26 protein-coding genes, 6 tRNA genes, 1 rRNA gene and 1 pseudogene are annotated in these 25,731 nt (G+C 46.1%); 8 read left to right on the top strand and 26 right to left on the bottom strand.

Annotated elements, in window-relative coordinates; translation table 11 throughout:
• The 9 genes from IEW48_RS02440 to IEW48_RS02400 all read right to left on the bottom strand — a co-directional run.
• Window positions 1-131: ribosomal RNA gene (locus tag IEW48_RS02440) — 16S ribosomal RNA — on the bottom strand; the annotation flags it as partial.
• Between the two features lie 248 nt (window positions 132-379).
• Window positions 380-456: transfer RNA gene (locus tag IEW48_RS02435), tRNA-Ile, on the bottom strand.
• Between the two features lie 12 nt (window positions 457-468).
• Window positions 469-542, bottom strand: a tRNA-Gly gene (locus tag IEW48_RS02430).
• Between the two features lie 5 nt (window positions 543-547).
• Window positions 548-622, bottom strand: a tRNA-Gln gene (locus tag IEW48_RS02425).
• Between the two features lie 33 nt (window positions 623-655).
• Window positions 656-732, bottom strand: a tRNA-Asp gene (locus IEW48_RS02420).
• Between the two features lie 14 nt (window positions 733-746).
• Window positions 747-822, bottom strand: a tRNA-Val gene (locus tag IEW48_RS02415).
• A 1-nt stretch (window position 823) separates the two neighbouring features.
• Window positions 824-900, bottom strand: a tRNA-Glu gene (locus IEW48_RS02410).
• A gap of 144 nt (window positions 901-1,044) precedes the next feature.
• A complete protein-coding gene (locus IEW48_RS17585) occupies window positions 1,045-1,194 on the bottom strand; it encodes a histidine kinase (RefSeq protein WP_188622429.1) in 150 nt (49 codons plus the stop codon).
• A complete protein-coding gene (locus tag IEW48_RS02400) occupies window positions 1,184-2,221 on the bottom strand; it encodes a GAF domain-containing protein (RefSeq protein ID WP_188622428.1) in 1,038 nt (345 codons plus the stop codon). Before IEW48_RS02400 ends, IEW48_RS17585 begins: the two co-directional genes overlap by 11 nt.
• A gap of 133 nt (window positions 2,222-2,354) precedes the next feature.
• Between IEW48_RS02400 and IEW48_RS02395 the strand changes: the two genes are divergently transcribed.
• Both IEW48_RS02395 and IEW48_RS02390 read left to right on the top strand, forming a co-directional pair.
• Window positions 2,355-2,921 carry a hypothetical protein gene (locus tag IEW48_RS02395; RefSeq protein WP_229703909.1) on the top strand — a complete coding sequence of 189 codons (567 nt, stop codon included), beginning with the start codon at window positions 2,355-2,357 and terminating at the stop codon, window positions 2,919-2,921.
• 100 nt (window positions 2,922-3,021) lie between these two features.
• On the top strand, window positions 3,022-4,791 hold the full coding sequence (locus IEW48_RS02390) for a B12-binding domain-containing radical SAM protein (protein ID WP_188622426.1): 1,770 nt from the start codon (window positions 3,022-3,024) through the stop codon (window positions 4,789-4,791).
• On the opposite strand, the gene IEW48_RS02385 is transcribed toward IEW48_RS02390, so the two are convergent.
• Window positions 4,706-5,110, bottom strand: coding sequence for a hypothetical protein (locus IEW48_RS02385; RefSeq protein ID WP_188622425.1), 405 nt, complete (start codon window positions 5,108-5,110; stop codon window positions 4,706-4,708). The genes IEW48_RS02390 and IEW48_RS02385 overlap by 86 nt on opposite strands.
• Before the next feature lie 82 nt (window positions 5,111-5,192).
• Between IEW48_RS02385 and IEW48_RS02380 the strand changes: the two genes are divergently transcribed.
• Window positions 5,193-5,507, top strand: coding sequence for a hypothetical protein (locus tag IEW48_RS02380; RefSeq protein ID WP_007503814.1), 315 nt, complete (start codon window positions 5,193-5,195; stop codon window positions 5,505-5,507).
• A 74-nt stretch (window positions 5,508-5,581) separates the two neighbouring features.
• Here IEW48_RS02380 and IEW48_RS02375 read toward each other — a convergent pair whose 3' ends face one another.
• The 5 genes from IEW48_RS02375 to IEW48_RS02355 all read right to left on the bottom strand — a co-directional run bounded on the left by IEW48_RS02375 (window position 5,582) and on the right by IEW48_RS02355 (window position 9,711).
• Window positions 5,582-5,953, bottom strand: coding sequence for a DnaJ family domain-containing protein (locus IEW48_RS02375; protein WP_188622424.1), 372 nt, complete (start codon window positions 5,951-5,953; stop codon window positions 5,582-5,584).
• A 9-nt stretch (window positions 5,954-5,962) separates the two neighbouring features.
• On the bottom strand, window positions 5,963-6,421 hold the full coding sequence (locus IEW48_RS02370) for a macro domain-containing protein (RefSeq protein ID WP_188622423.1): 459 nt from the start codon (window positions 6,419-6,421) through the stop codon (window positions 5,963-5,965).
• Between the two features lie 298 nt (window positions 6,422-6,719).
• Entirely contained in the window at window positions 6,720-7,643 is a 924-nt protein-coding gene (locus tag IEW48_RS02365) for an SPL family radical SAM protein (protein ID WP_188622422.1), read from the bottom strand.
• Window positions 7,644-7,765: 122 nt separating this feature from the next.
• Window positions 7,766-8,914 carry a methyltransferase domain-containing protein gene (locus tag IEW48_RS02360; protein WP_188622421.1) on the bottom strand — a complete coding sequence of 383 codons (1,149 nt, stop codon included), beginning with the start codon at window positions 8,912-8,914 and terminating at the stop codon, window positions 7,766-7,768.
• A gap of 161 nt (window positions 8,915-9,075) precedes the next feature.
• The gene (locus tag IEW48_RS02355) at window positions 9,076-9,711 is read right to left on the bottom strand and encodes a TVP38/TMEM64 family protein (RefSeq protein WP_188622420.1); all 636 of its coding nucleotides are present in this window, start codon (window positions 9,709-9,711) and stop codon (window positions 9,076-9,078) included.
• Window positions 9,712-9,885: 174 nt separating this feature from the next.
• Between IEW48_RS02355 and rarD the strand changes: the two genes are divergently transcribed.
• Complete coding sequence (rarD, locus tag IEW48_RS02350; protein ID WP_188622419.1) at window positions 9,886-10,821, top strand: EamA family transporter RarD; 936 nt, start codon at window positions 9,886-9,888, stop codon at window positions 10,819-10,821.
• Between the two features lie 283 nt (window positions 10,822-11,104).
• On the opposite strand, the gene licT is transcribed toward rarD, so the two are convergent.
• The 9 genes from licT to IEW48_RS02305 all read right to left on the bottom strand — a co-directional run bounded on the left by licT (window position 11,105) and on the right by IEW48_RS02305 (window position 19,812).
• On the bottom strand, window positions 11,105-11,974 hold the full coding sequence (gene licT, locus IEW48_RS02345; RefSeq protein ID WP_276529764.1) for a BglG family transcription antiterminator LicT: 870 nt from the start codon (window positions 11,972-11,974) through the stop codon (window positions 11,105-11,107).
• Between the two features lie 105 nt (window positions 11,975-12,079).
• Window positions 12,080-12,580 (bottom strand): PTS sugar transporter subunit IIA, encoded by a 501-nt coding sequence (locus IEW48_RS02340; RefSeq protein WP_188622418.1) that lies wholly within the window; start codon window positions 12,578-12,580, stop codon window positions 12,080-12,082.
• Between the two features lie 30 nt (window positions 12,581-12,610).
• Window positions 12,611-14,332, bottom strand: a complete 1,722-nt coding sequence (ptsP, locus tag IEW48_RS02335; protein ID WP_188622417.1) for a phosphoenolpyruvate--protein phosphotransferase — start codon at window positions 14,330-14,332, stop codon at window positions 12,611-12,613.
• Window positions 14,323-14,598, bottom strand: a complete 276-nt coding sequence (locus IEW48_RS02330; RefSeq protein ID WP_007503832.1) for a phosphocarrier protein HPr — start codon at window positions 14,596-14,598, stop codon at window positions 14,323-14,325. The genes ptsP and IEW48_RS02330 overlap by 10 nt, the downstream gene beginning before the upstream one ends.
• 328 nt (window positions 14,599-14,926) lie before the next feature.
• A complete protein-coding gene (locus IEW48_RS02325) occupies window positions 14,927-15,682 on the bottom strand; it encodes a (S)-benzoin forming benzil reductase (RefSeq protein ID WP_188622416.1) in 756 nt (251 codons plus the stop codon).
• A 14-nt stretch (window positions 15,683-15,696) separates the two neighbouring features.
• Complete coding sequence (locus IEW48_RS02320) at window positions 15,697-16,563, bottom strand: fructosamine kinase family protein (RefSeq protein WP_188622415.1); 867 nt, start codon at window positions 16,561-16,563, stop codon at window positions 15,697-15,699.
• Window positions 16,560-17,030 (bottom strand): low molecular weight protein-tyrosine-phosphatase, encoded by a 471-nt coding sequence (locus tag IEW48_RS02315; protein ID WP_007503837.1) that lies wholly within the window; start codon window positions 17,028-17,030, stop codon window positions 16,560-16,562. The genes IEW48_RS02320 and IEW48_RS02315 overlap by 4 nt, the downstream gene beginning before the upstream one ends.
• 173 nt (window positions 17,031-17,203) lie before the next feature.
• Complete coding sequence (locus IEW48_RS02310) at window positions 17,204-18,157, bottom strand: DMT family transporter (protein ID WP_229703908.1); 954 nt, start codon at window positions 18,155-18,157, stop codon at window positions 17,204-17,206.
• 104 nt (window positions 18,158-18,261) lie between these two features.
• Window positions 18,262-19,812 carry a Na+/H+ antiporter NhaC family protein gene (locus IEW48_RS02305; RefSeq protein WP_188622414.1) on the bottom strand — a complete coding sequence of 517 codons (1,551 nt, stop codon included), beginning with the start codon at window positions 19,810-19,812 and terminating at the stop codon, window positions 18,262-18,264.
• A 450-nt stretch (window positions 19,813-20,262) separates the two neighbouring features.
• On the opposite strand from IEW48_RS02305, the gene IEW48_RS02300 reads away from it, so the two are divergent.
• The 4 genes and pseudogenes from IEW48_RS02300 to IEW48_RS02285 all read left to right on the top strand — a co-directional run bounded on the left by IEW48_RS02300 (window position 20,263) and on the right by IEW48_RS02285 (window position 23,857).
• A complete protein-coding gene (locus tag IEW48_RS02300) occupies window positions 20,263-20,736 on the top strand; it encodes a ribonuclease H-like YkuK family protein (protein ID WP_188622413.1) in 474 nt (157 codons plus the stop codon).
• Entirely contained in the window at window positions 20,694-21,194 is a 501-nt protein-coding gene (gene ectA, locus IEW48_RS02295; RefSeq protein ID WP_268236523.1) for a diaminobutyrate acetyltransferase, read from the top strand. Before IEW48_RS02300 ends, ectA begins: the two co-directional genes overlap by 43 nt.
• Before the next feature lie 16 nt (window positions 21,195-21,210).
• A pseudogene (locus IEW48_RS02290) lies at window positions 21,211-21,780 on the top strand (aminotransferase class III-fold pyridoxal phosphate-dependent enzyme); the annotation flags it as partial.
• Between the two features lie 322 nt (window positions 21,781-22,102).
• A complete protein-coding gene (locus IEW48_RS02285; RefSeq protein WP_229703913.1) occupies window positions 22,103-23,857 on the top strand; it encodes a cytochrome c oxidase subunit I in 1,755 nt (584 codons plus the stop codon).
• Window positions 23,858-23,946: 89 nt separating this feature from the next.
• Here the strand turns inward: IEW48_RS02285 and IEW48_RS02280 are convergent, their stop codons facing one another.
• Both IEW48_RS02280 and IEW48_RS02275 read right to left on the bottom strand, forming a co-directional pair.
• Complete coding sequence (locus tag IEW48_RS02280; RefSeq protein WP_188622410.1) at window positions 23,947-24,132, bottom strand: YhzD family protein; 186 nt, start codon at window positions 24,130-24,132, stop codon at window positions 23,947-23,949.
• 112 nt (window positions 24,133-24,244) lie between these two features.
• Window positions 24,245-25,729 (bottom strand): o-succinylbenzoate--CoA ligase, encoded by a 1,485-nt coding sequence (locus tag IEW48_RS02275; RefSeq protein WP_188622409.1) that lies wholly within the window; start codon window positions 25,727-25,729, stop codon window positions 24,245-24,247.
• Window positions 25,730-25,731 lie beyond the last annotated feature (2 nt).

The raw sequence follows: 25,731 nt of genomic DNA, 5'->3' as shown, positions 1-25,731 counted from the left end.
GTTACTCACCCGTCCGCCGCTCGATCCACTCCCGTCCGCCCGAAGGCTTCTGGAAGCTTCACGCGCTCGACTTGCATGTATTAGGCGTGCCGCCAGCGTTCGTCCTGAGCCAGGATCAAACTCTCCAGTTTAAAACACCTCTCCCTTTAAGAAGAGGGGGAAACCAAACAGGCCGCACGTTCCTGCTTTGTTCAGTTTTCAAGGTTCCAGATTGAGCACTATATAATCTATCACGTCGCAAAAATAATTGTCAAGAGGTTTTAAGACAAGAGTTACAAGAGTTTATATAAAACTAGCTTTCGCATTGGCAGTGTCAGCAATTCTTGATAATAATCGAAAACCAATCCGAAATCAAGAGGGAATTTATGGAAAATAACTATGGTGGGCCCAAGTGGACTTGAACCACCGACCTCGCGCTTATCAGGCGTGCGCTCTAACCAACTGAGCTATAGGCCCCCTTTATAAAAATGGAGCGGGTGATGGGAATCGAACCCACGCTACCAGCTTGGAAGGCTGGAGTTCTACCACTAAACTACACCCGCTCAATTGGCTGGGCTGGCTGGATTCGAACCAGCGCATCACGGGGCCAAAACCCGTTGCCTTACCGCTTGGCTACAGCCCATTACCTTAGAGATGTTAGAATAAAAGTTTTAAATGGCGGAGCTGACGGGATTCGAACCCGCGATCTCCTGCGTGACAGGCAGGCATGTTAGGCCTCTACACCACAGCTCCGCATCAAAATGTAATGGTGGAGGGTGACGGGATCGAACCGCCGACCCCTTGCTTGTAAGGCAAGTGCTCTCCCAGCTGAGCTAACCCTCCGTGGTGACCCGTAGGGGATTCGAACCCCTGAATGCCGGCGTGAAAGGCCGGTGTGTTAAGCCACTTCACCAACGGGCCACAAAATAATCTATCAAAATCAACGCAGGAGATAATATACCAGGACTTTTTCTTTTTTGCAACCTCTTTAAATAAAGAAAGATAATTCAAATCTTTCCCCCAAATTATTAACATACTAAGGTGATTATTTAAACAGATGTTTCATCATTTTTTAACGGTATGCTGACACTCACTAAGGGAAGTCATAATACCCGCTTCCACGTTAACAGGTCTCAATTGCCAAATGAGAGACCGCATATCAGCCAAGGCTTCCTTGGACAATGATTGGATTTCTTCCAGTGACTCACTTACCACATGGGGATCGGTATGCAGGCATTCGGATCGTTTCGATTAGCAAGGAAAGGTGATCTCCCAACGCTTTCAGGACGTCTCTTTCCGCTTCGGAAAACGGGTTAGCCAATGTTTTGGCTAAATACAGCAAACCGATTGGTTTATCCGACAGTATCAAAGGAACACCAGCGGTATGCCACGTATTTTTATCGCGTACACCTGGCAGAAAAGAAAGCTTTTCCTGTCCAAGGGTAACATTTTGTTGCTTTAAAGCTGATTTAATGATGTGGGCATTGGCCAGAGAAAGCGTATGACTGATTTTGGTTCTAACTCCTGCTTCTTGCTTATAATAAAGACTTTTCAAGGATAGCTGCCTGTTTTTGATGAGGAATAAAGCGATCACAGGCCACTGAAAATAGTGGGCAATATGATGCACCACCTTTTCAGGCAATACCCTCTTATTGTTAATTTTCCAGATGACCCGGGTCAGCTCATCAAGTCGTGCAAAATATTCAGCCCGTTGTTTCTGGGCTTCAAACAAAATAATTCGCTCTACAGCCGTGCCGATTTGAAACGCTACTGATTGTAATAACGTGAGTTCTTTTTCTGTAAAGTGCTCTTTGCCCGGAGAACCAACATTGAGCAGGCCAAAACGTTTGCCGCTCGCTATCAAGGGAACCGTCGCGTGATGAGTCAAGTTGTGGGTATCTCCCCACTGATAGGTCACAGCATCTTCCAACCGTTTACATTCCATAATATTGACAGCTTGCTGCAATTGACCGGACCAAAATTTGTCCAGACACCAACAAGACATGTGACGCATCGGCTTTTTGTTTTCCCATTCCAAAGCTGGAGGAAGGCCGTGATCTGCAACACATGAATAATGAGGACGTTCTTTGACCAGAAAAATCCACCCTGTCTTCAGCCCAGTGAGATGCAACAACTTTTCGAGAACGCTTGGCATCATCTCATCCAAATCAACACATTGGTTTAACGTTTCGGCAATTGTTTTTAATGTAAAGAGTTCGTCAATTCGATCTACATGACTCAATTCGTTTCATCCTCTACACATGTCATTCTATATCTACTTTACCATATTAATTTGAAAAGGAATAAGAAGACGATGAAATTGAAACGATATGTAAGACTAACAGACACTGATGATTAATCGAGGTGGATAGTGAATGATGAGTCGTTATGTTGCTTGCCTGCTTACCATTGTATGGCTCCTCACCAATCTTGTGATCGGGGCGGTAGCTGCTCAACAGCCGGCCAATGTCGATTTGGACAAATTGACGGCTAAAGTGCCCGATGCACAGGCATTGGTACGTCAAGCTGATCTCATTGTTTATGGCACACCCACTGGAGAGCCGAAACAAGATTCTACTGATCAAAAAGTAAACGAGGGCCAATTGGTGATCTTCTATCAGAATTTTGATGTTAAACAGGTGATACACGGTCAAAGTTCCCACATTGTGGAGATTGTTCGTCCGGGTGTTGAGCCTCTTCCTCCCCCTGAGGATCCGATTAACTTAGTGTATCCTGGCCCACTGGCTGATTCAGTGGACTATGTGTTGTTTTTGAAACAATATAACACCACACGTCATTATTATGTGATTGGTGTGTGGCAGGGCGTTTACCCGCTGGACCCTCAAGGCAGGACCATCGCTTTGTTGGAAGAAGGATTTCCCACATTCCACGGCTTAACATTAGAGGAAATGAAAAGAAAAATCAATCAGCTCCAATCTTAGAGTACAACTAACCGCACCCCCTCTATTTGCGCCTTCGTGTCATTGAGCTTATACTAAATGAAGGCGGTGCATATTTCTAGGACGGAATAGAGGGATTGCCATGAAAGTTATCGTCAGTACATTAAATGCAAAATATATCCACACCTGTCTGGCTTTGCGTTACTTGAAAAGTTTTGCTGAGCCAGAGTTTCCGGTGGAGATAAAGGAATATACCATTAAAGATCCAGCCATGAACATAGTCACCGATTTGTACGCCCATGATCCCGATGTGCTGGGATTTAGTTGTTACATTTGGAACATCGAGCAAACCATCCCTGTTATCAAGACGTTAAAGAAAGTGAAACCAGAGCTTAAAATTGTTTTGGGTGGGCCAGAGGTGTCTTATGATGTGGCCTATTGGCTGGAACGTATTCCTGAAGTGGACTTCATTGTCGTCGGGGAAGGTGAAGAAACCTTTAAGCATTTGCTGCAGGAAATCAAAGGCAGTCAAAAGTATCATATGGTGTTTGGTCTGGCTTATCGGGACAAGCAGGGCCGTCCGGTCCTTAATCCGCCGCGGCCCAAGCTGGATCTCAATACAATTCCTTCCCCCTTCCGGTTCAAAGAAGATTTGCCTCACCTGTCTAAACGCATTACTTACGTCGAGACAAGCAGGGGTTGTCCGTTCAGCTGCCAATTTTGTCTGTCCTCAATCGAAGTGGGTGTGCGCTATTTTGATCTAGATCGTATGAAAAAGGACATTCTGTTTTTGATCGATCACGGTGCTAAATTAATTAAATTTGTGGACCGGACGTTTAATATTAAACGGGATTATGCCATGGAGATGTTTCAATTCTTAATCGAGAATCATCGGGGATGCGTCTTCCAGTTTGAGATTACAGCTGATATCATGCGGCCTGAAGTGATTCAGTTTTTAAACGATCATGCTCCGGAAGGAATATTCCGTTTCGAGATCGGGGTTCAGTCCACCAATGATTTGACCAATGAGTTGGTTCGCCGCAAGCAGAATTTTAACAAACTGGCCCGTAATGTGCGCATGATCCGGGAGGGAGGTAAAATCACCCAACATCTTGACCTGATTGCTGGTCTGCCAGAAGAGGATTACAACTCCTTCCGCAAAACCTTTAATGATGTATTTGCCCTGGAGCCGGAGGAGCTGCAGCTGGGTTTTCTTAAAATGTTGAGGGGTACAGGGTTGCGCGAACGGGCCGAGGAGCATGGCTATGTATACATGGATCACGCTCCGTACGAGATTTTATACAACAATGTCCTCTCTTTTGACGATGTCGTCCGTCTAAAACGTGTGGAAGACGTCCTAGAAAAATATTGGAACGCTCACCGGATGGATCATACGATCAAATATCTGACAAAATATGAGTTTGAGACTCCCTTTGATTTTTTCCAAGAATTCGGAGATTATTGGGATGCACAGGGCTGGGCAAAGATCGGGCATCAATTGGAAGATTTATACCGCCGTCTGTATGAATTTCTCACCCAGCGCCGTACCCGCCGCCTGCAGGTCGTTGAAGGGTTGATGAAGTACGACTATTTGCTGCATCACAAACACAAACCACGGACCACATGGTGGGAACCATCCCTGGATAAACCCTCGCGAAAAACATATGTTAAACTGCTGGCAGCCAATCCGGAAAAAGTTTCAGATGCCTTTGCCCGGCTGGGGCTGTCTGAACAGGAGCTGCACAAGCATACGATGATGGAGATCCTGGATTTTGACCTTGCTCATTATTTGGATGCGGGAGAAGTAAGGCTGCAGCCTACCCTGCTCATCGTCTATTACCATCCGAAACAGGACAAAGCAACGTTTTTCTGTGCTCCTTTGGAACGTTTGAGTTCTGAAAAATATGCTTAGCCTTTTGTTGGAACCTTCTCTTTAGACCAAAGGAAAAACATGGCGGCAAAGACCATGTTTTTGCTACTGCTGGACCAGTTTTTTCTCCAAGAGGATCAACGCCTCCCAGCCAACTGTAGTAATGCTTTGGCTTACGCTCATAGCCGATTTTGTAACCAACCACTGCGTGATGTTCCATAGCAGCCAAAACAAGCACACCCTTTTTCTGTTTCAATTCGTCAAGCGGCAGCTCTGTATTAAAAATGAGATCATGGAGTTCTAAAATGCCATCTAGAACATCTTTCCTGTCAGGTGTTCCTTCGAACAGAAGGTACTCCATTCAGCATGTGCTCCTTTCCCTCTTCAATTCAATGGTTGAAACGGCAACGTTGAGCATGATATCTTATTGATGAGGTGATTCGGTGGTGAAAAAATATGTTGCTTTGACAGTTCTTCATCTCCTGCTCTTATCCTTCATCACCTTGCTTTTTTCCCGTCAGATTGGTCTCCCCTGGTCACACACCATGTTTTTTGTGGGCGGAGTTGCCATCGGTGTGGCCGCCTTTTATGCTGTCAGCGGAGACTTTTTTACCAAGAGAGCCGAATTGGAAACGGAACATCAAACACGGGGCGTATATCAAGAACAGCAGCAAAAATACACGGTCACTGTCAATCCGTTTTTCGTGGCGTCACTTCTCTTTTTTATCTGCAGCTTCATTTTCCCCTATTTGTTTTAGCCTCGGCGCTTCACTTTAGTTTACATAATAATTGTTATGGAAATAGCCCTATTGGAGCTGCCGTCTCCCCACTGCTATTTAAACCGGTTTGTGATCTTGCTTTGATAGGTCCCTAAAGCAGTTGAGCCGGTTTTATTTCTTTTTTCCATGAGCAGGTTAAATCGCAGCATCTTTTCATTCAGTTCTTTTTTTAACTTCGCTTTTTGTTCATTATCATAGCAGCATTCAATCAAGCTTTGCAGATTAATGATCTCCTTTTGCATCTGCAGTTCTTCAGGCAGGACACCCGCATTTTTCAACAGCTTATAACCTGCCCTGAGATCCTCTGGAACCCGGGACAAGTCTTCCAGGTTTAACGGTTTGCCTTGCCCAGGCAGGTTGTCAAACTCCCCTTTTTTCATCGCCTCGCGGATTTTTTCTTCCGCAATTTGAGACAGGATATCCATGGTTATCACCTACTCTAATTTGTAAGCATAAATGGTTTGATTAAACTGATCTGAGACCCGGTCCAAGATCTCAGAGACTTTTGCCCAGTCCCCACCGGCCAGGCCGCAACCAATTTTATAGGGCACACCAAATTTAGGGTTGTTTAGACCTTCATACGCATAACGGAACATCTCGGTCAGTGCTGACTCAAGTGCGGCATAATCGGTTTTAGGACCAGGCCCGTCATAGCGGAACTGTCCATACAAATTGACCACATAACGGTCTTCAGCTACTTTAGCGACCGAGATTTTTCCCAAGCGTTGCTCCGGGGGATATGGAAAATCACGGTCAGCTTCATAGGCTTGGGGATACAAGTTTTTAATCTGTTTAGCAATGCCCGCCTCCATGGAAGAAAAACAATTGGCCTGGTGGGCAATCACATTACAGTCAGACTGGAGCAAATCACCTTTTACAATCACTAAGGACATTTTTCACATCTCCTTGTCATGTTTATGACGGAAGATTATGGTCTTTTTCCTTTAATTCTGCTATTTGCTGTTCTAAAGCGTCCAATCTTCTGTGAATTTTATAAATTATCGGTGCATAAGCAATTGCTAACAAAATGGCTCAACCCATCTAAAACTCCCCCCTGACAATCCCCACATCATATTGTTCTTTAAATTATACCATCTAGTCTTCCTTCTTTTAACATTTAAAAGCATCGATTTACCGTTATACAGAAAAAAACCGCCCTTCGCTCTTAATGTTAAGGCGGTTGCGATCCACTTAAAAAGAGAAAGATAACTGTTGCGGTTCTTGGTCCAGCACTTCCCGGCTAGTGTCTTCTGATGCACGTTCCCGCGAAAAACCGTAGTGTTCAAGCAACTGATTAATATGTCGGTCGATACGCTCCCGGTAGCGGTCTGGAAGACGCCCGTAACGGTATAGTGCTTCATAGCGTTGAACAAGGGAGGGCTCCCGCTGTTTGAGAACCTGCAAGAACCACGTTTTAACCTCGGGAGTGCTAAGCCTGAGATAAGAAGGCATGACAAATCGTGCCCCATGCTCCGCTGCAGAGGCAATGACCTCCCGCAAATCCCGTGGACGATCCGTTAAATAGGGAACAATCGGGGCTAAGAAAATACCGGCTGGCAATCCTTCTTGGCTTAACCGGCGTACAGCGGCCAAACGCTGCCGGGGATGGGGTGAAGCAGGCTCCAGCATGCGCCAAATATGTTTCTGCATCGTATTCACACTGAAATTGATGGACACCACAGGTAATGTTTTAAGTACATCAATGTCACGTAAAATAAGGGGTGAACGGGTCGTAATGCTGACGGGTACCTGATAACGGGCTAAAACTTCCAGACACTTGCGGGTCAGTTGCAGCTTGCCTTCTAAAGGCTGGTAAGGGTCAGTCGCTGTCCCGATGGCCACTGTGCCGATATGTTTCAAAGTACGGCTGAAACCGGCCATGCGTTTCAATTGCTCCGTCAATGCTTCCACTGCATTCTGTTTATATAAAATGTAGTGTTGAAAGGTATCATCACATTCCAAGTCCAAAAAACGGTGGGTGGCCCGCGCGTAGCAAAAGCTGCAGCCATGCTGACACCCGCGGTACGGGTTAAGTGACCAGTCAAACGGCATCGCAGGGGCCTTCACCCGGTTCAACACCTGCTTGGCAGTAAGGGGTTCACAAACAGGAGTCATTCATGATCCTCCAATACAAACATATGTTTGTATCCAGTTTAACACATCGAGGACAATTTTAGAAGGGGTATTCATTAGAAAATCCTTGGTATAATCTGCGTTAACATATCTCCTGTTATAGCTCATGACAGCTTAACTGCCTTGATGAGCACGGCCTCCCCTTCAAAAGAGGTGACCCGGTCTCCTTCGGCTGTAACCTTCAGTTTCTGGCGGACAGGTGCTGGCGTCCTCACGATAAAAGCGGCCAATTCCCTTTTGTCTTCCTCCGGCAAATTCATGCGGCTGCACCACTCTTCGAACGCAAACGTTTTAGCAAAACGGTAACATTCTTCAATGACAAGACCGTTCTCCTCCAACATGCGCACCCATTCTGACTTTTTCCAAGCCCGGACATGGCTGTAGTCCCGGCGTTTTTCGATTTCATTATAAAACTGATCAATTTCATCGTCTTCCGCTGCCACATTATCCACCAGCAAAAAGCGTCCGCTTGGCCTTAGCACACGAAAAACTTCGTTTATAAACTTTTGAACGTTGGGAAAATGATGGGCGGCAATGCGGCAGGCAACCACATCAAAAGTTTCCGGGCCAAACGGCATCTGTTCAGCATCCCCTTGCACATAATCGACGTTTTGATACCCGTTTGCACTAATAAAACGTTGGGCGGCTTCCAGCATTTTAGGGGTAAGATCCATTGCTATCACTTTAGCGGCTAAGGGAGCAAGAGCATTGGCCACATGACCGCCCCCTGTTCCTACGTCCAGAACCACATCCTGCGGTGTAACTGCCGCAATCTCTACTAATTTGGCCAAATCTCTTCCCTTGGCATGAATATCACTGGTGACATAAGCTTCCGCACTACGCCCGAACTGGTTTTGTACATCTCTTTTCCCTTCTTCAACCCGGCCAGGTTTCCGTTCAAGAAATTCTATACGATTGCCAAAGGGGTCAAAGCAGGAGAACCGTTCTACATTGGGAATAGGTGTTTCATCTCTTGTCTTCACGCCTTGCTTTTCAAAATAACGGCGAACTTCTGCCAAATTGGCCACTTCAAAGGCAGGATGCCGCTTGGAATGCTCTTTTTGAAAAGGTTCCACTCCAATATGCAGCTCAATATCCCCAACTTTGTACCACAACCCCCCGTTGGGGAGTAATGACTGGGGTTTCGGGATTTCTTTGAACCCCAAGATATCCGTATAAAATGCCCGCGCTCTGTCCTCCGCTCCAACCGGTATACAAATCTGCACATGATCAAGTTTGATAACTTTTATCATGGGCACCCTCCTTAGTTTCATTATATAAAACTTAGTTCTATTATATGAACCATTGATTCCATTCTACCATATTCAACGTGTTGTGTACAGACAAAAAGGACCGAATGGCCTTCGGTCCTACGTTCAACAAAGCTGCTTAGTCTGGTTACTGTACTCGGTCCCTAATCTACCGCCACCTTCAGTCTACCGCGATACCACAAGCTGTAAAGCCCAAATACGGCCAGCATAAACAGCAAATATCCACCCAGTGTCCACATCAAAACTGAAGGTGAGGAAAACATTTGCTTGCCGCACAAGGCATAGACAAACATGCCTGGAATCTGGCCGATGGCTGTCGCCAAAAAATAGCTCAGAAAAGACATGTTGCTGATCCCCGCATAAATGTTAACCACTGGTGTCGGCACGACAGGGACCAAACGGACAAAGAGCACCGCCACAAAGGCGTTCTTTTCAATCATGTCTGTTAACTTGTCCAGCTTCTTAAATCGCTGAATTGTTTTGTCAAAGTAGCTGCTTAAGGCGGACCGGGCAAGGAAAAAGAAAATAGCGGCTGATGAGACAGCCCCAAACCAGTTAATCAGCGTTCCCAAGATAACACCGTATTTGGCGCCCATCACCCCGGCAAACAAAGTAAACGGAATTACGGGAAAAACAGCCAAAAACACAGCAACAAAAAGCATCAAGGGGAACTGAGACAGATCCCCCTGATTAATCCAATCCAGTATCGGTTGCCGATAATGATAGGAAAAATATAAAACCAACATGTATACACTAAGCAAACACAGCCACTTTTTCATCATGCTCTCCCCACTAAATATAAGAGAAAAATATAAATGATGATGGACCAACAAATTAATTTTTTTGTACAACCTGCCGCTTAGTTAGTTTGAATGCAAAAATAATTGTTATTTTCTTCAGCAACCTTTTATAATGAAGATGTTTAAATTTTTTCGTGAATCGAGGTAAACGGCATGAACAATCAAAAACAAGTCATCATGGGAACATGGTATGCGGTAGCTGCTTATGTGGTTTGGGGTGTTCTGCCTTTATACTGGAAACTGTTAGAAAACATTCCGGCGCTTGAAATTTTGGCTCACCGGATTATATGGTCCTTCGTATTTGTCATCCTGATTCTGGCTGTAACCTCCAAGTGGTCGGAACTAAAGCAGGAATGTCTCTCTATCTGGCGAAACCGGAAACAGTCTCTTGCCTTAATCTCATCTGCCCTTGTGATCAGTGCCAACTGGTTCGTTTATATTTGGGCCGTTAACAATGACCGGGTGATCGAAACCAGTCTGGGGTATTATATCAATCCCTTGCTTAGTGTTCTGCTCGGAATTGTTGTGCTCAAGGAACGGTTAACTTACTGGCAAACGTGGTCATTTGTCTTGGCCACAATTGGCGTGTTGCTGATCACTGTTCATTACGGTGCCATTCCGTGGATCGCGTTATCCTTGGCCTTAAGTTTTGCGTTGTACGGTTTGGCCAAAAAAATAGCCAGTCTGAATGCCATGCTTGGCCTGGCCTTTGAGACATTGTTAACCTTGCCGTTAGCCTTATTATATGTCGCGTGGCTACACAACACTGGAAGCAGCTCTTTTGGTACCAGCTCTGTTGGCACTTCTCTGCTTTTGGCAGGGGCTGGTATGGCCACAGCGCTTCCCTTGTTGTGCTTTGCCCAAGGAGCAAGAAGAATTCCTTTAACCATGCTTGGTTTTTTCCAATACATCGCCCCATCCATTACACTATGTCTGGGCATTTTTGTTTTCAATGAACCGTTCACAACAATTGATTTGATCAGCTTTATGTTTATCTGGAGCGCCTTAACGCTTTACTCACTGTCAAAAACCAAACTGATGGTTCGGCTGGAAACCAAACTGAACCGCAAAAAAACGTTTGGCACCTAGCGAAGTTATCGCCCGTTAGGGTTATTCTTATTGGCCAGCTACGGGATTCCCCTTTCCTTTCCTCATGCTAAAATTAGCTTAACTCATCGGTCCACGGTCTATTCATGGCAACATCATCTACCGTGGACCTAATTTCTTTTTGGCCATGCCTATCTTCCCCTTCCGCTTCTGCAGTCATTTGGCAACCCATCGTATTGTATGTGCGGAAGGTAAAGTTTGTCTCATGCTGGCCTGCCCTTATACATTTCAGGTCTTGACCGGAAATATCCGGTGACAATCCCCTTTATTTGACGGTCATCCTGTCTTGTCCGCGCATCCGCTGCAGATGCAGGGTAATATAACCGATTTCAGACTCGGGAAAAATAAGGCCGTATTGGTTGTTTACATATTGAGCCATCTTTTGGGCACATTGGAACTCTTGGTGGTATTTGTCTTTAATCAACTGCAGCATGTCTTGATCCATGGCGTGAAACGGTTCATTGCTCTCTGCTCTCATCAGGGCAAAACGAAGATGGGTGATTAACTGCTGGTATGAGAGGCTCTCCTGATCAAGGTCAATCCCAAACTCTTTTTCAACCATACTGATTAATTCGTTAATCATCGTTGTGAGTCTTAAAGTGTTTTCCATACTGTTATCTGAAATTTTGGCCGTATGGATATGAAGGGCGATATAACCCGCTTCATCAGGTGGCATTTCAATATTGAGCTTCTCTTTAATGTAATTAATCGCCCACATCCCAATTTCAAATTCTTTTTTGTAAAGCACTTTAATCTCGTTCAGCAGCTGGTTCTCAATTTTGATGCCGTTTTCAATCCGGTCTATGGCAAATGACAAGTGATCAGTCAGGGCGATGTGAATATGATTGTTCAGTTTGGTACCTAATTGTTCTTCAGCATATGAAATAATATCTTCACAAATCGCAATGCGTTCTTCTGGAATGGTGCGCAACAATTGCTGGAACTTTTCGTTCTCGTTCTCCCCTTTCATGACAAACACTTTTTCAATCTTGTTTCTGTTAACAATGTCATTTTTCCGCTTTTGAAAGCCTATGCCCGTACCCATGAGGATTTTTTCTTCACTGCCGTCTTTGACCACAACAGCATTATTGTTAAGTATCTTCTTAATCCTCAACGGCTTTGATCTGGGCCACATCTTTTGTCCTCCACCTTTCCTCAAAACGGACACCGGACATGATGATAAGCTGCTGCCCATTACACGGATTAAACTCCGCCGTGTAATGGGCAGCGTATGAAGGGGCTACTCCTTCATTTTCAGCTTGATCAGCTCATGTTGTCCGGCTGTAACATCATTATGGTGGATTTTGTCCAGATTTTCAATCTGGTCTCCATTGGTAATTACCATCGGTGTGACCGTGCTGGCCGCTTTTTCCTTAACCAAGTCAAGATCGAAGGCAATCAGCAGGTCGCCCGCCTTGACTTTGTCACCCTGCTTAACATGAGCTTCAAAACCTTCTCCCTGCATTTGAACCGTCTCTAGGCCAATATGAATCAATATTTCTGCCCCGGCACCGGAACGTATGCCCACTGCGTGTTTGGTGTGGAAGACCTGCACAATCTCACCGTCTACGGGAGAAACGACTTTTCCTTCCACCGGTTGAATGGCAATCCCATCCCCCATCATTTTTTGTGAAAATGTGGGATCCGGCACCTCCTCCAGCTGAACCACTTGGCCGCTTAAGGGGGCGACTAAGGTTTCTTCACTGGGTTTACGCATTTTAGCGAACCATTTTTTAAACATTGCCCATCACCTTTCCAGAATGCTTTGGGATTAGGAAATAGGAAAGTTTTTCTTTACAAAGTTGACAACTTCTTCAGCCGTATCCATATTGAGGAGCTCCTCAACGACGCTTTCCGCCTGAGCTTTACTTAAATGTTTGATTTGATGTCTGGCAGGTAAAATGGAAGTGGCGCTCATGCTAAACTCATCGAGACCCAATCCCAACAAAATGGGGATGGCCACTGGATCACCCGCCATCTCGCCGCACATGCCGACCCACTTTCCTTCGTGATGAGCGGCTTGAATCACGTTGCGAATCAGACGCAATAAAGCCGGATGAAAGGGCTGATACAAGTAGGATACCCGTTCATTCATCCGGTCTGCAGCCAGGGTGTACTGAATCAAATCATTAGTGCCAATACTGAAGAAATCGACTTCTTTGGCAAAGCGGTCGGCTAACACAGCCGTTGAGGGCACTTCAACCATGATCCCCACTTCAATGCTGTCAGCCACCTGCACACCTGCTTCCACCAGCTTTTGTTTTTCTTCCTCTAAGATGGCTCTGGCTTGTCTATACTCCTCAAGGGTAGCAATCATGGGAAACATGATCTTTAAATTGCCGTAGATGCTTGCCCTGAGCAAGGCCCGTAATTGGGTGCGGAACAGGTCCTGTTGGTCCAGGCAGAGACGGATGGCTCTAAAACCAAGAAACGGGTTCAATTCTTGAGGCAGATCAAGATAGGGTAATTCCTTGTCTCCGCCGATATCTAAAGTGCGGACAACCACCGGCTTGTCCTTCATTTTTTCCAAAACTTGTTTATAAGCCTCAAATTGTTCCTCTTCTGAGGGCAACTGATCCCGTCCCATGTATAAAAATTCGGTGCGGTACAGCCCGATGCCTTCTGCGCCATTGTCCAGAACGGAGGCAAGATCATCTGGGGTGCCAATATTGGCAGCCAGCTCTACTTGGTGGCCGTCTGCCGAAAGGGTAGGATCGTTAATCAGTTTGGACCAGGTTGCTTTCTGCTTGAGATAATCTTGCCGTTTTTGTTCATAGCTGTGAAGTTCTTCAGGTGTTGGGTTAACAACCACCTTACCTTCGTTGCCATCTACTATAATGGTTGTACCGCTTTCAATTTTTTCAGTTACAATCTTGGTGCCGACGACCGCTGGGATCTCTAATGAACGGGCCATAATCGCCGAGTGGGATGTGCGCCCGCCTATATCCGTGGTAAAACCTTTGACGAAGCGGCGGTTAAGCTGGGCGGTGTCCGAAGGTGTCAAGTCATGGGCAACAATGATCACCTCTTCGCTGATCAGGCTAGGGTTGGGAATAGTAACCCCCAGTAAATGAGCCAGAACCCGCTGGGTGACATCACGGATGTCGGCTGCGCGCTCCCGCATATATTCATTGTCCATTTGCTCAAACATGTTCACAACCATCCGGGCGACGTCTTCCAAGGCGTATTCAGCATTGACCCGCTCATGTTTAATCTTTTCTTTTATTGGGTTTATTAATTCAGGATCATTAAGCACCAGCAGGTGAGCGTCAAAGATAGCTGCCTTGTCCTTCCCCATCTGTTGCTCCGTATGTGCCTTTATCTTTTGCAATTCACGTTTTGCGCTTTCAATCGCTTCTGTCAGGCGGAGGATTTCCGCATCTGGATCAGAGACAGATTTCTTTTCAACTAAAAGCTCTGGGCTTTCCAAACGGAATGCTTTGGCAATCGCTATTCCGTTTGATGCTCCGATGCCCTCAATCGTTACTGACATGTTTCACCAAGCCCTTCGTTCTTGATGGTGTCTGCAATGGATTTCAACGCTTCTTCCTCATCGTCCCCATGTGCGGTGATCGTAATTTCGGCACCTTGGGGAATTCCCAAAGACATCACACCCATGATTGATTTCAGATTGACTGATTTGCCGTTATACTCCAGGCTAATCTCCGAGCTGAATTTACCTGCGGTTTGAACCAAAGCCGTAGCTGGGCGGGCATGAATCCCTGTTTCACTCGTCACTTTAAATTTTTTCACTGCCATCATATTCCTCTCCTTTTCATGAAAAAAATTTTGGTTTACATGAAGCCAATGATTTTGGCTCCTGTTGGAAGATGAAAATCTTTAGTTAAAAAAGTTAAGAAGCTTGGTTGGAAAAAGAATGAATAAGAAAAAGGCATGACGAAAGAAAGGTTGGAATCAATTCTAGTCTGTACATTCCAACATTCTTTCACTCATGCCTGATCGAATCAGTCACATGATGACATGATTGAATTGTCTCAAGCCATCATTAAATATACCAAATCTACATCGATTGTTCAATACACAAAAAATGATGAAGAGCCATAATGAACGGGACTAATGGCCAGGCCTAGAGGTAATCACGGATATCCACCACACCTCCTGTAGGCCAGCTTTCTTCAAAGAACAGGCGGATCAGCTTTTCGGCAACAAAAGCGGGAGGAAGAAGCTGTCCTTGGACTTTGTACTCCATAAACCTTTCCACATCAGGAAAATCCTCACGTCGAGCTGAGCGAATGTGCGTTTGCATGTCTGTGTCAACAATGCCAGGTGCAACGGACAATACTTTAACGGGATGGTCCTGTCCTTCCTGTTCAAGACCTACACAACGTGTAAACATGTCCAATCCTGCCTTTGAAGTGCAATAGGCACTCCAGCCGTGGACAGCCCGTTTCCCTGCGCCGGAAGAAATATTCATCATGCGCTTATCCCCATTAAACTGTGCTGCTAGTTTGACAAACAGAGAAGTTAACACCATAGGAGCCAGCAAATTGACATGGATGTTGGCTGTAAGCTCTTCTGTTGTACATTTTTCAATGGGCTTAACCGGTTCTACAACCCCCGCATTGTTAATCAAAGCGATCGTTTCAGCCTTGGTCAAATCGATCTGGTCAAAGATATGCCGCATCACTTGCTCTAATCCAGCTACGTCTCGCAAATCATGCTCAACATATTCAAGGGGTACATTTTTTTGTTGGGCTTCATGAAGCAGGTTTTCGTTTTTACGGCGGGAGATGCAAAACAGATGGTACCCTTCCTGCAGCAATTGTCGGACCAGAGCTTCTCCCAATCCTCTTGATGCGCCCGTAATCAGCACATATTTCATCTCACTATCCTCCCCTAACCTACATAGTGCCTTAAAATACGGTCCACAGCCGGACCATAGGATTCACCGAACAAATTCAAGTGCACAAGCAAGTAATACAACTGATAAAGAGGGCGAACATCCTCATAATAATCTGACAGGGGCTGCACATCCCGATAGGCAGCATAAAAACGCGGTGAAAAGCCGCCAAAAAGCTCTGTAAAGGCAAGTTCAAATTCCCGATCCCCATAAAAGACAGCAGGATCGATCAGGTAGGGCTCTCCATTGGGGCCGGCCAGCCAGTTGCCACTCCACAGATCACCATGCAGCATAACAGGCTGCTGATGATCAGGAACCCATTGCTCAAGTCTGTCCAGGAGCTTTTCCAGCCTTGCTTTTCTCGGTGCGGGGAGCCTCCCCTTTTCTTCCGCTAATTTGGCCTGGTAGCCCAGCCGCTTTTCTCTTAGGAAACGGGGCCAGCTCGTCTGCCATCCGTTGGGCTGGGGCAATTTGCCAATATAATTATCTTCTGCTAAACCGTAGCGGGTATGGGTATACTGATGCAATTGGGCAAGCCCCCGGCCCAGCCTTGCTTCACTGTCACTGGCCGGTTCTCTGGGAACCCATTCCATCACGATATACCCATGATCAGCACCAGCAGGGCTGACATGGTACACCTGGGGAACAGACAGCGCACCTGCCTGGCGTAATTGTTGCAGTCCGTCAGCTTCTTTTTGGAAAATGTCAGGAGCAGCATTCCTATTTATTTTTACAAAATAGTGGTCCTGCTCTGTTCGCACTTCAAATGCCTGACTGATATCTCCGCCATGTACTGGCTGCACCTCAATCAGGGACGATGAGTCTCCCATTTCATGCAAAATAGCTTTTACGGTATGTATCATAACTGCTCACGCTGGCGGATATAGCGCAGCAAATGATCACAACTCTCATTAATCAGCTGATACACATATTCAAAGTTTCCTGTAAAATAAGGATCCGGGACATTCAGGGTGTCACTGTCGGGGAGAAATTCCAGTAAACGGACGATTTTAGGATGGTGCTCTTTAAGCGCCAACTGCTTCAAATGGCGGACATTTTCTTCATCCATCGCGACGATGTAATCAAACGCTTCCAGATCATCCGCACTGATTTGCCGGGCTTTAATCCCAGAGTAGTTAATCCCGTTCTTACTCAAAATTCGGCGAGTGCCTTCATGGGGCGGCTCGCCAATATGCCAATGGCCGGTTCCGGCCGAATCTACGGAAATTTTGTCTTCCAATCCTGCCTCTTTAACTTTATGGCGAAAAACAGCTTCAGCCATGGGAGAACGACAAATATTTCCCAAACAGACGAACAGTACCTTAACCATGTTTAACCTCCCTTTTAGGATATGCTATTCCACATGATAACACTTTTTTAAGTGCCAGGAGAAGGGATCTTTTAGCGGATTTGTAAATAAACACTTAAATTTTCCTACATGCTCAGAACAGCTCCAGTTGCCTGGGAGCTAAACCTGTACTCCCCAAACCCGGATGAGGTGTGTCAGGCATTGAGCCCATCTGTTTGCACCTCCCCATCCGTTCTGGCCGAAAGGAGGAACACTGTGACCATGATGAACAAGCCGCCCACTGCTTGCAGCGGGCCAAAAGAGACTTTCAGCCAAATAATGGATGAAATAGCAGCGGCCAGAGGCTCAGCACAAGCCACCAGGCTTGTCTCTGTAGGCTTGATAAATCGCAAACTGTCTAAATACAGAAAGAAGGGCAATAATGTTCCGAAAAAGATCACGAAGAGGATCATACCCACCGTGATCAATGACCAATGCTCGACAGACACCTGCCACACCGGATTTACCAAGCCAATACCAACGCCGCCAATGACCATGCCCCATCCAACCGTGACAGCCGATCCAAAACGCTCAAGCAGCTGTGCGGGGTATAACGTATAAAAAGCCAGGGCTATAGCAGAAGCCAACCCCCAGGCGACAGCACTGCCAGGTACAGTCAACTGACCCACTTTACCATTCGTTACCAGTAAAAAAATGCCTAAAAGGGCCAGGATGAGCGCCATACATTCAGTCCGCGAAGGAAGCTTAAATAAACGCAGGGCGACATAAACAAAGACGAATAGGGGTCCTAAGTATTGCAGCAACGTGGCCATCGCAGCATTTCCAGCTTCAATGGCAGCAAAATAGGTGTATTGGACCCCCAACATGCCCGCTACACCGAAGAGTATCAGCCGCACCCTCGTTGTCCGATCGCACCACACAGACCAGATGCTTGCCCCTGCACCGCGCCAAGCAGCGAACAGGAGTAACAGCACACCGGAGACGAGTAAACGGACCGTAACCAGCCAGTTGACATCAAGACCTTCCTGTTGAAAAAGAAACTGGGCGACTGTTCCAGACAGCCCCCACAAACTGGCAGCGACAATCACCATGGCAATACCTTTATAGCGCAACCATAAACTGGATGTGACATCACCGGACAAAGCCAAACAACCTTTCTAGGCTTATCTTCTATCCAAATTATACCGGTTAGTCCGCTGTCTGTCAGCTTATATAGCTTATAGTCTACATAACAAATATTATATTTCTTAATCTATGCACGCACAACAGGTCTTGCTGCTTGCTTGAGGATAAGCAACGCAACCCCAAAAGCGGCCAAAGCAGACAACAATCCGAATAATGGGCTGCCCGTAAAGCCGAGTACCACATAACCCACCACTGTAATGCCGGCAACCATAAGGGCATACGGCAGCTGGGTAAGGACGTGATCAATGTGATGGCACCCTGCGCCCGTTGAGGACAAAATAGTGGTATCCGAAATGGGAGAACAGTGGTCACCAAAAACGGAACCGGCCAATACGGCTGCCAGCGAAGGCAGTAACATGGACACATCTGTTAAAGCTGCAATCTCCCCGGCAATGGGCAGCATAATCCCAAACGTTCCCCACGAGGTGCCCGTTGAAAAGGCCATGATGCCCGCAATGATGAATAACAGAGCTGGCAAGAGACTTATGTTCAGATGGGCATCAACCAGTCCGGCCAAATACGTTCCGGTTCCCAACTCCCCGATAATTTCAATCATGGTCCAAGCAAAAATTAAGATATACACGGCCGGCAACATCGATTTGATTCCAGCCCACAAACCTGATCCAATGAGACTAAGAGTCATCTGTTTGGTCACAGTTAAACCCAAAGCCACGATAAGCCCAATTAGTCCCCCGGACAATAAAGCAAGGGCCACATCTGTATTTTCAAAAATTGAAAGAACGCTGACAGGCCCTTCAGATTCCCGAATGCCTGTGTAAATCATAACAAAGACCGTGCCGCCCACGAGAGCGCCAATCGGCCAAATGAGGTCTCTGACTCTTCCTTTCTCACTGACCGGTAGATCGCTCTGATCGCCTGGGACATCGCCCTTGCTCGGATCTATCAATTCACCTTTTTCTATGGCCCTCATCTCATGCTGCTTCATGGCTCCAATATCAAGGGAGAACAAAGCCACAGCACAAATCAGCAAGATGGCAAATATGGCATAGAAATTCATGGGGATCATTATCAAAAATGCCTGCAAAGCTTCATACTGCACAACGCTGTGGGCAGCCAGAATGCCGCCAATAATGGTAATGATATAGGCGCCCCAGCTCGAGACCGGGGACAAAATACAGACAGGTGCAGCAGTAGAATCAATCAGATAAGCCAATTTAGCCCGTGACACGCGGTGACGGTCCGTTAAGGGACGGCTCACCTGTCCAACGGCCAGGCTGTTAAAATAGTCATCGATAAAAATGATAATTCCCAGTACAACCGTTGTTAACTGGGCGCCGACCCTGGTTTTCACCCGCGCCATCGCCCATTCCCCAAAGGCTTTGTTTCCTCCAGACAAGGAGACCAGAGCAGCTATCATCCCTAACAAAAACAAAAAGAAAATAATATAAAGTTCCCAGTCATTTAATGCACCGTCCACATAAAAGATATTTAGGACGATCTGGGCAACTTGGCTTATACTAGCTAGAATGGCGTAGTCATTAATCATCAGTGCTCCAACGACAATCCCCACACCCAGAGAGAGCAGCACCCGGCGTGTTAAAATCACCATCGCCAAGGCAAGTATGGGCGGCACCAAAGATAACGCTGTTTGTTCCATTCAAACCGACTCCTTACATTATGAAGTATTATTATTTTTACAAGGAAAAAGGCAATGGCAGAGCTTCCTGCCATTACCCGCATCAAATACTCGCCCGTCATATTATAATATGCTTTGCCAGGGTTGGCCATCCCTTAAGACGGAAAGACTGGAAATCATATTGTTCTTGTTTGTCTAAGAACGGTCCGCAAAGGAAATGTGCTTCGCTTAAATTAACCCCTCCAGCAAGGCGGCGGGCAATGCTTTGGCCCGCTTGGGCACATGGGTATCGGAGAGCACACCGATTTTCACTTTTATACACTTCTGCCATTAATTGATTTTATTGTTTACACAACTTTTACAAATATTTCACATGAACATGGTAAACTTAAAGTAACGATTTCTTAACCATATCATCCTAGACAAAATCACCATAAACTAGATTAACCAATTGAAGGGAGCGCTGGAGAGTTGTCTTTTATCAGCCCCACATTAGGTACTTTGTCTTTAGAAGAAATGGTGAGAAACATCACTGCTTTTATAAATGAAGATCCACAAGCAAAGTACAAGGTTGTCATCGGCACCGATTCCCACACAGGTTCATTATCCACTCTGTTTGTCACCGCATTGATCATCCACCGTTTAGGCAAGGGAGCCCGGTTTTATTATCAGAAACGAAGTATGAGAAAAATGACCGATCTTCGGCACCGTATTTATCTGGAAACGGAACTGAGCTTAAAGCTGATCGATTCCCTCAAAGCGTGTGGATTGTTCTTTGTGCTCAGCGAGTGGCCGATCGAGGTGCATATTGATATTGGCAAGCAAGGAGAAACCCGGCAACTGATTCAAGAGGTTGTTGGCTGGGTGACCTCCGTTGGCTATGTGGCCAAAATTAAGCCAGAATCTTATGGTGCCAGTTCCGTTGCCGACAAGTTTACTTCTTAAGAGTTTTTTGGCAACACGTTTCACCAGGTACCCTTGATGTTAATGCAGCTTATACGTACCTTATGATGTGCCGCAACTTCAAGGATACCTGTGTCGTAGCTGAACTGAACAATACCGTTGTTGGATTTGTATCAGCCTACCTCCATCCACAGAAGCAAGACACACTTTTTGTCTGGCAAGTCGCGGTGAGTGAGTCACAACGAGGCCAAGGCTTGGCCACCCAAATGTTGCACGAGCTTTTTAAGCGCCGGACTTGCCAGAATATTCGTTTTCTAGAGACAACTATTTCCCCTTCTAATAAGGCGTCGCAAGCTTTATTCCGGAAATTAGCCCGTGATTTTGATACCTATTGCAACGTAACTACGTGTTTTGAGACAGACCAATTCCCTGATGATCATGAAAGCGAAATGTTGTTTATAATCGGACCATTTATAAAAACGGGATTAAAAACCAATTAGGAGGTTTTCACCTTTTATGCAAATCAAAAAGGATCGCTCTGCTTTGCACGTTTTTGAAACATTGGAATCTGAAGTGCGCAGTTACTGTCGCAGTTTTCCTGCTGTCTTCACCAAAGCCAAAGGACATAAATTATGGGACCGGGACGGAAGGGAATACATCGATTTCTTTTCCGGTGCCGGTGCCTTAAACTACGGACACAATGAAGAACGCATGAAAAAGAAATTGATCGATTATTTAGCAAATGATGGTATTACCCATAGTCTGGATATGGCCACCGAGGCCAAAGAAGCCTTTTTAAAAAAGTTTCACGATGTGATTCTAAAACCCCGTACTCTGAACTATAAAGTCATGTTCCCCGGACCAACCGGCACCAATAGCGTTGAAAGTGCCTTAAAATTGGCCCGCAAGGTTACCGGACGCGAAAACGTAATCAGCTTTACCAATTCTTTTCACGGCATGACCATTGGTTCTTTGGCTGTCACCGGCAATACTTTCAAACGCCGGGGTGCCGGTGTGCCCTTAAATTACACTGTGACTATGCCTTATGACAACTATTTTGGCGCTGATTTTGATACCATTAAGTATCCAAAAAGTTCAAGATGAAAACGGTGTATATCCATTAACTGAAGAAGATTAAGGGGAGGCATACAGCTCTAACCATTCCGAACGGGTCTGTCATCGTGCCTTTCTCTCCTTCCGTAAGACAGAATTAAGGCCACAGGCATAAGTCTGTGGTTTTTTTGTTTAAAAGTCACTGATTTGTCAAATACTTAAACTGTACAAGGAAGGAGGAAAAAATGTGGGTCTGGAACAAAAGTCTGTGCAACATGGCGAACATACCCATCCCTATGAAAAACATTGGCTGCTGGAGTGGCTAACCACCGTTGATCATAAAAAGATTGGCAAAATGTACTTTATAGCCGGAGGCTTCTTCTTTTTAATTGGCGGTTTAGAATCGATTTTGATTCGCATCCAGCTCATGTACCCTGAAAATACCTTCCTGGCTGGTTCTACATATAACGAACTTGTGACGATGCATGGAACAACGATGATTTTTCTCGCTGCCATGCCGCTGATATTAGGGCTGATGAACATGTTCATTCCGTTGCAAATTGGTGCCAGAGATGTCGCTTTTCCTTTTATAAACTCTCTTGGCTTCTGGTTATTCCTTTTTGGCGGTATCTTGTTAAACTTAAGCTGGTTTATAGGTGGAGCACCCACCGCTGGATGGACTTCCTATGTGCCTCTGGCCACAGAATACAGCGGCTCGGGAATTGATTTTTATGTGCTTGGCTTACAAATTTCAGGGGCAGGCACGTTAATGGGGGCTATTAATTTTCTGGTGACTGTTATTAACATGCGGGCCCCGGGAATGACTTTTATGCGCATGCCGCTGTTCACTTGGACCAGTTTTATTACGTCTGCTTTAATTCTGTTTGCTTTTCCTCCGTTGACGGCCGGCCTGTTTCTTATCATGTTTGACCGGATTTTCGGATCTCTTTTCTTCAACGTGGCAGGAGGAGGCAATCCGATTATTTGGCAACATTTATTCTGGATTTTTGGTCATCCTGAAGTATATATTTTGATCCTCCCCTGCTTTGGGATTATCTCTGAGGTTGTGAGTACCTTTTCCAAAAAACGATTGTTTGGCTATGCCTCCTTGGTATTTGCTACCATATTAATAGGCTTTTTAGGTTTCATGGTCTGGGCCCACCATATGTTCACAGTGGGTATGGGGCCCTTTGCTAATACCTTCTTTGGTCTGGCCACAATGGCCATTGCTGTGCCAACTGGAATCAAAATCTTTAACTGGCTGTTTACCTTATGGGGGGGGCGCATCCAATTTACAACAGCCAATCTGTTTGCCCTCTCCTTTATCCCAACTTTTGTTATGGGCGGTGTCACTGGAGTGATGCTCAGCGTACCGCCAGCAGACTACCAGTATCATGACAGTTATTTTGTTGTCGCCCACTTCCATTATGTGATTGTCGGCGGGGTGGCCTTATCCCTCTTTGCCGGTGTGTATTACTGGTGGCCAAAAATGTTTAACAGGAAACTTAATGAGAAACTGGGCAGATGGAATTTCTGGCTGTTTTTAATCGGCCTGCATCTCACCTTTTTTATCCAGCATTTTCTCGGTTTGTGGGGCATGCCTCGCCGTTATTTCTCCTACATGGAAGGATATAATCTGGCTTGGGGCAACTTTATCAGTACAATTGGCGCTTTATTAATGACGGCGGGCACGATCATATTTATCATCAATGTGATCTATACCGCCCTGCGGGAACCTGTGGCTGACGCGGATCCTTGGGATGGGCGCACCCTGGAGTGGTCTGTTCCTACCCCCATCCCGGAATACAATTTTGCCCAAACACCCAAAGTTCGGGGACTAGATGCCTGGTGGATTGAAAAAAGGGAAGGCCGTCACCAGCTGGTACCGGCTGAACCTCCAGGAAAGATCCACATGCCGGATCCGTCCATTCTGCCGTTCATCATGTCACTCGGAGCTTTTATTGGCAGTATGGGGCTGATTTTCCACCAATTCGTTGTGGCCACGGCAGGGTTTGGCATTACCCTCTTCTGCATGCTGATCAGATCCGTTAAGGAGTATCACGGTTATTACATCCAGCCGGTCTCAGACTCTGGGATGATGAAGAGTTAACTGGATCAGGAAAAATTAAAGCCCGTATCAGTGAGCTGGCACAGCCCACGCTGATACGGGCCTGTTTAAAGCGATAGGCAATTGATTGTTCAAGATTGGAAAAGCAACAGCTTTCCTGTTGGTGAGACAACACGGTGCGTATATTCCCAATAATTTTTTTCTTTCAAGAGTTTTTCGCCGATGACTTTAGCTTGCTGGTCGTCAGTCGCTTCGAATGTTTCATCCAACAACTTTTCACCGGATTTTGAATAAACAGTCACATGGTAGGTTTTCACCGGCCTCTCCCCCCTCTTGCTCTCCCATCAGAATTTTTATGATATCTTGTCACTCACAGTGGTTACTCACTATTTTATCCATTCATGATCCAGCCGTAAACATGGAAATAGGTCAGCCTTGCTGCCGAATCAGCGCGCGCAACTCTCTCCTGAGCAATTTGTTGGAAGCATTGCGCGGCAAACGGTTCACAAAATAAAATGCTTTCGGCACCTTATACCGGGCTAAAAGTTTGTTACATAATTGATTAAGCTCAGCTTCTGTCAGTTTTACTCCTGGTCTTGTTACAATAAATGCAACCGGCACCTCCCCCCACTGGGGATCTGGCATTCCCGTTACACCTGCTTCCTTAATATCCGGATGGGTTAATAAGGCTGCCTCCACCTCAGCCGGATAAACATTTTCACCTCCAGATATGATCAAGTCGTCACGACGGTCAAGCACATATAAAAAACCCTCTTCATCCACATAGCCCATATCACCGGTGTAAAGCCATCCGCCCTGAATGGCCTGTGCTGTGGCCTCCTCTTGTTTGTAGTAGCCCCTGGTCACATTGGGACCCTTGACGACAATTTCGCCTACTTCTCCTGCCTTAACTTCCTTTCCATTATTCACAATACGCAGCTGGGCCGGAAACAGCGGTTTTCCTGCCGAGCCCACCTTGGCCAACAGATGATCTGGAGACAGCGTGACAATCTGGGAAGCCGTTTCCGTCAGGCCATAGGTCTGATAAACCGGAATAGACCGGCTGACACAAGTTTCCAGCAAGGGAAGGGGCGCTGGTCCTCCGCCCAGCAAAACACAGCGCAAATGCTGTGGATAACCAGGGTCAGACAAGTTGTCCAGCATAGCTGACAGCATGGCAGTCACTACAGAGATCATCGTAACCTTATCCCGTTTAATGGACTCATTCACCCGTACTGGGTCAAATTTGTCATGCAATACAACCGTCATACCATATATGACGCTGCGCATGATAATCGACAGGCCGCTGACATGAAAAAGCGGCAAACAGCACAGCCAGCGGTCATTCCTATTCAACCCCAGATTGAGAGAAGAGCCAATGGCGCTCCACCAATGATTCCCGAACGTCAGCAAAGTGCCCTTAGGCCGGCCTGTGGTCCCAGAAGTATAAATGATGGTGTGAACATCGTCCAGATCAATGTGCTCCTTGAGATTGACATTTGAATGACGTCTCCCCTTAAGACAGTTCGCATCATGGATAAGGCAAGTGACTTGGTCCCTCAGCCCGTTGATTTTGTCGCTATAAACAGCATCATAGATAAGGAGGGAGGCATTCACATCATTCAGCTGCCAGGCTAACTCAGGAGGAGTTAAACGGGTGTTTAACGGTACAGTAACGGCTCCAAGATAAGCAATGGCATGAATCAATTCTACGGTCAGTACCCGGTTAGGCATCAACAGAGCGACATGGTCGCCCTGTTTAATGCCCAGTCCTGCCAAACACGAGGCCAAGTGACGGGCCCGCCGATCTAGTTCGGCAAAAGTGACTTTTTCTCCGTCCCCTATGAGTGCGGTTCTCTGAGGCGTTAAAAACGCTCTTTGTTTTAACCAGAACGGCATGATTTGTCCTGTCATAT

The organism is Caldalkalibacillus thermarum, from assembly GCF_014644735.1.
Lineage (GTDB): Bacteria > Bacillota > Bacilli > Caldalkalibacillales > Caldalkalibacillaceae > Caldalkalibacillus > Caldalkalibacillus thermarum.
The sequence above is the reverse complement of the archived record's forward strand: the minus strand, read 5'-3'. Positions and strand labels throughout refer to the sequence as shown.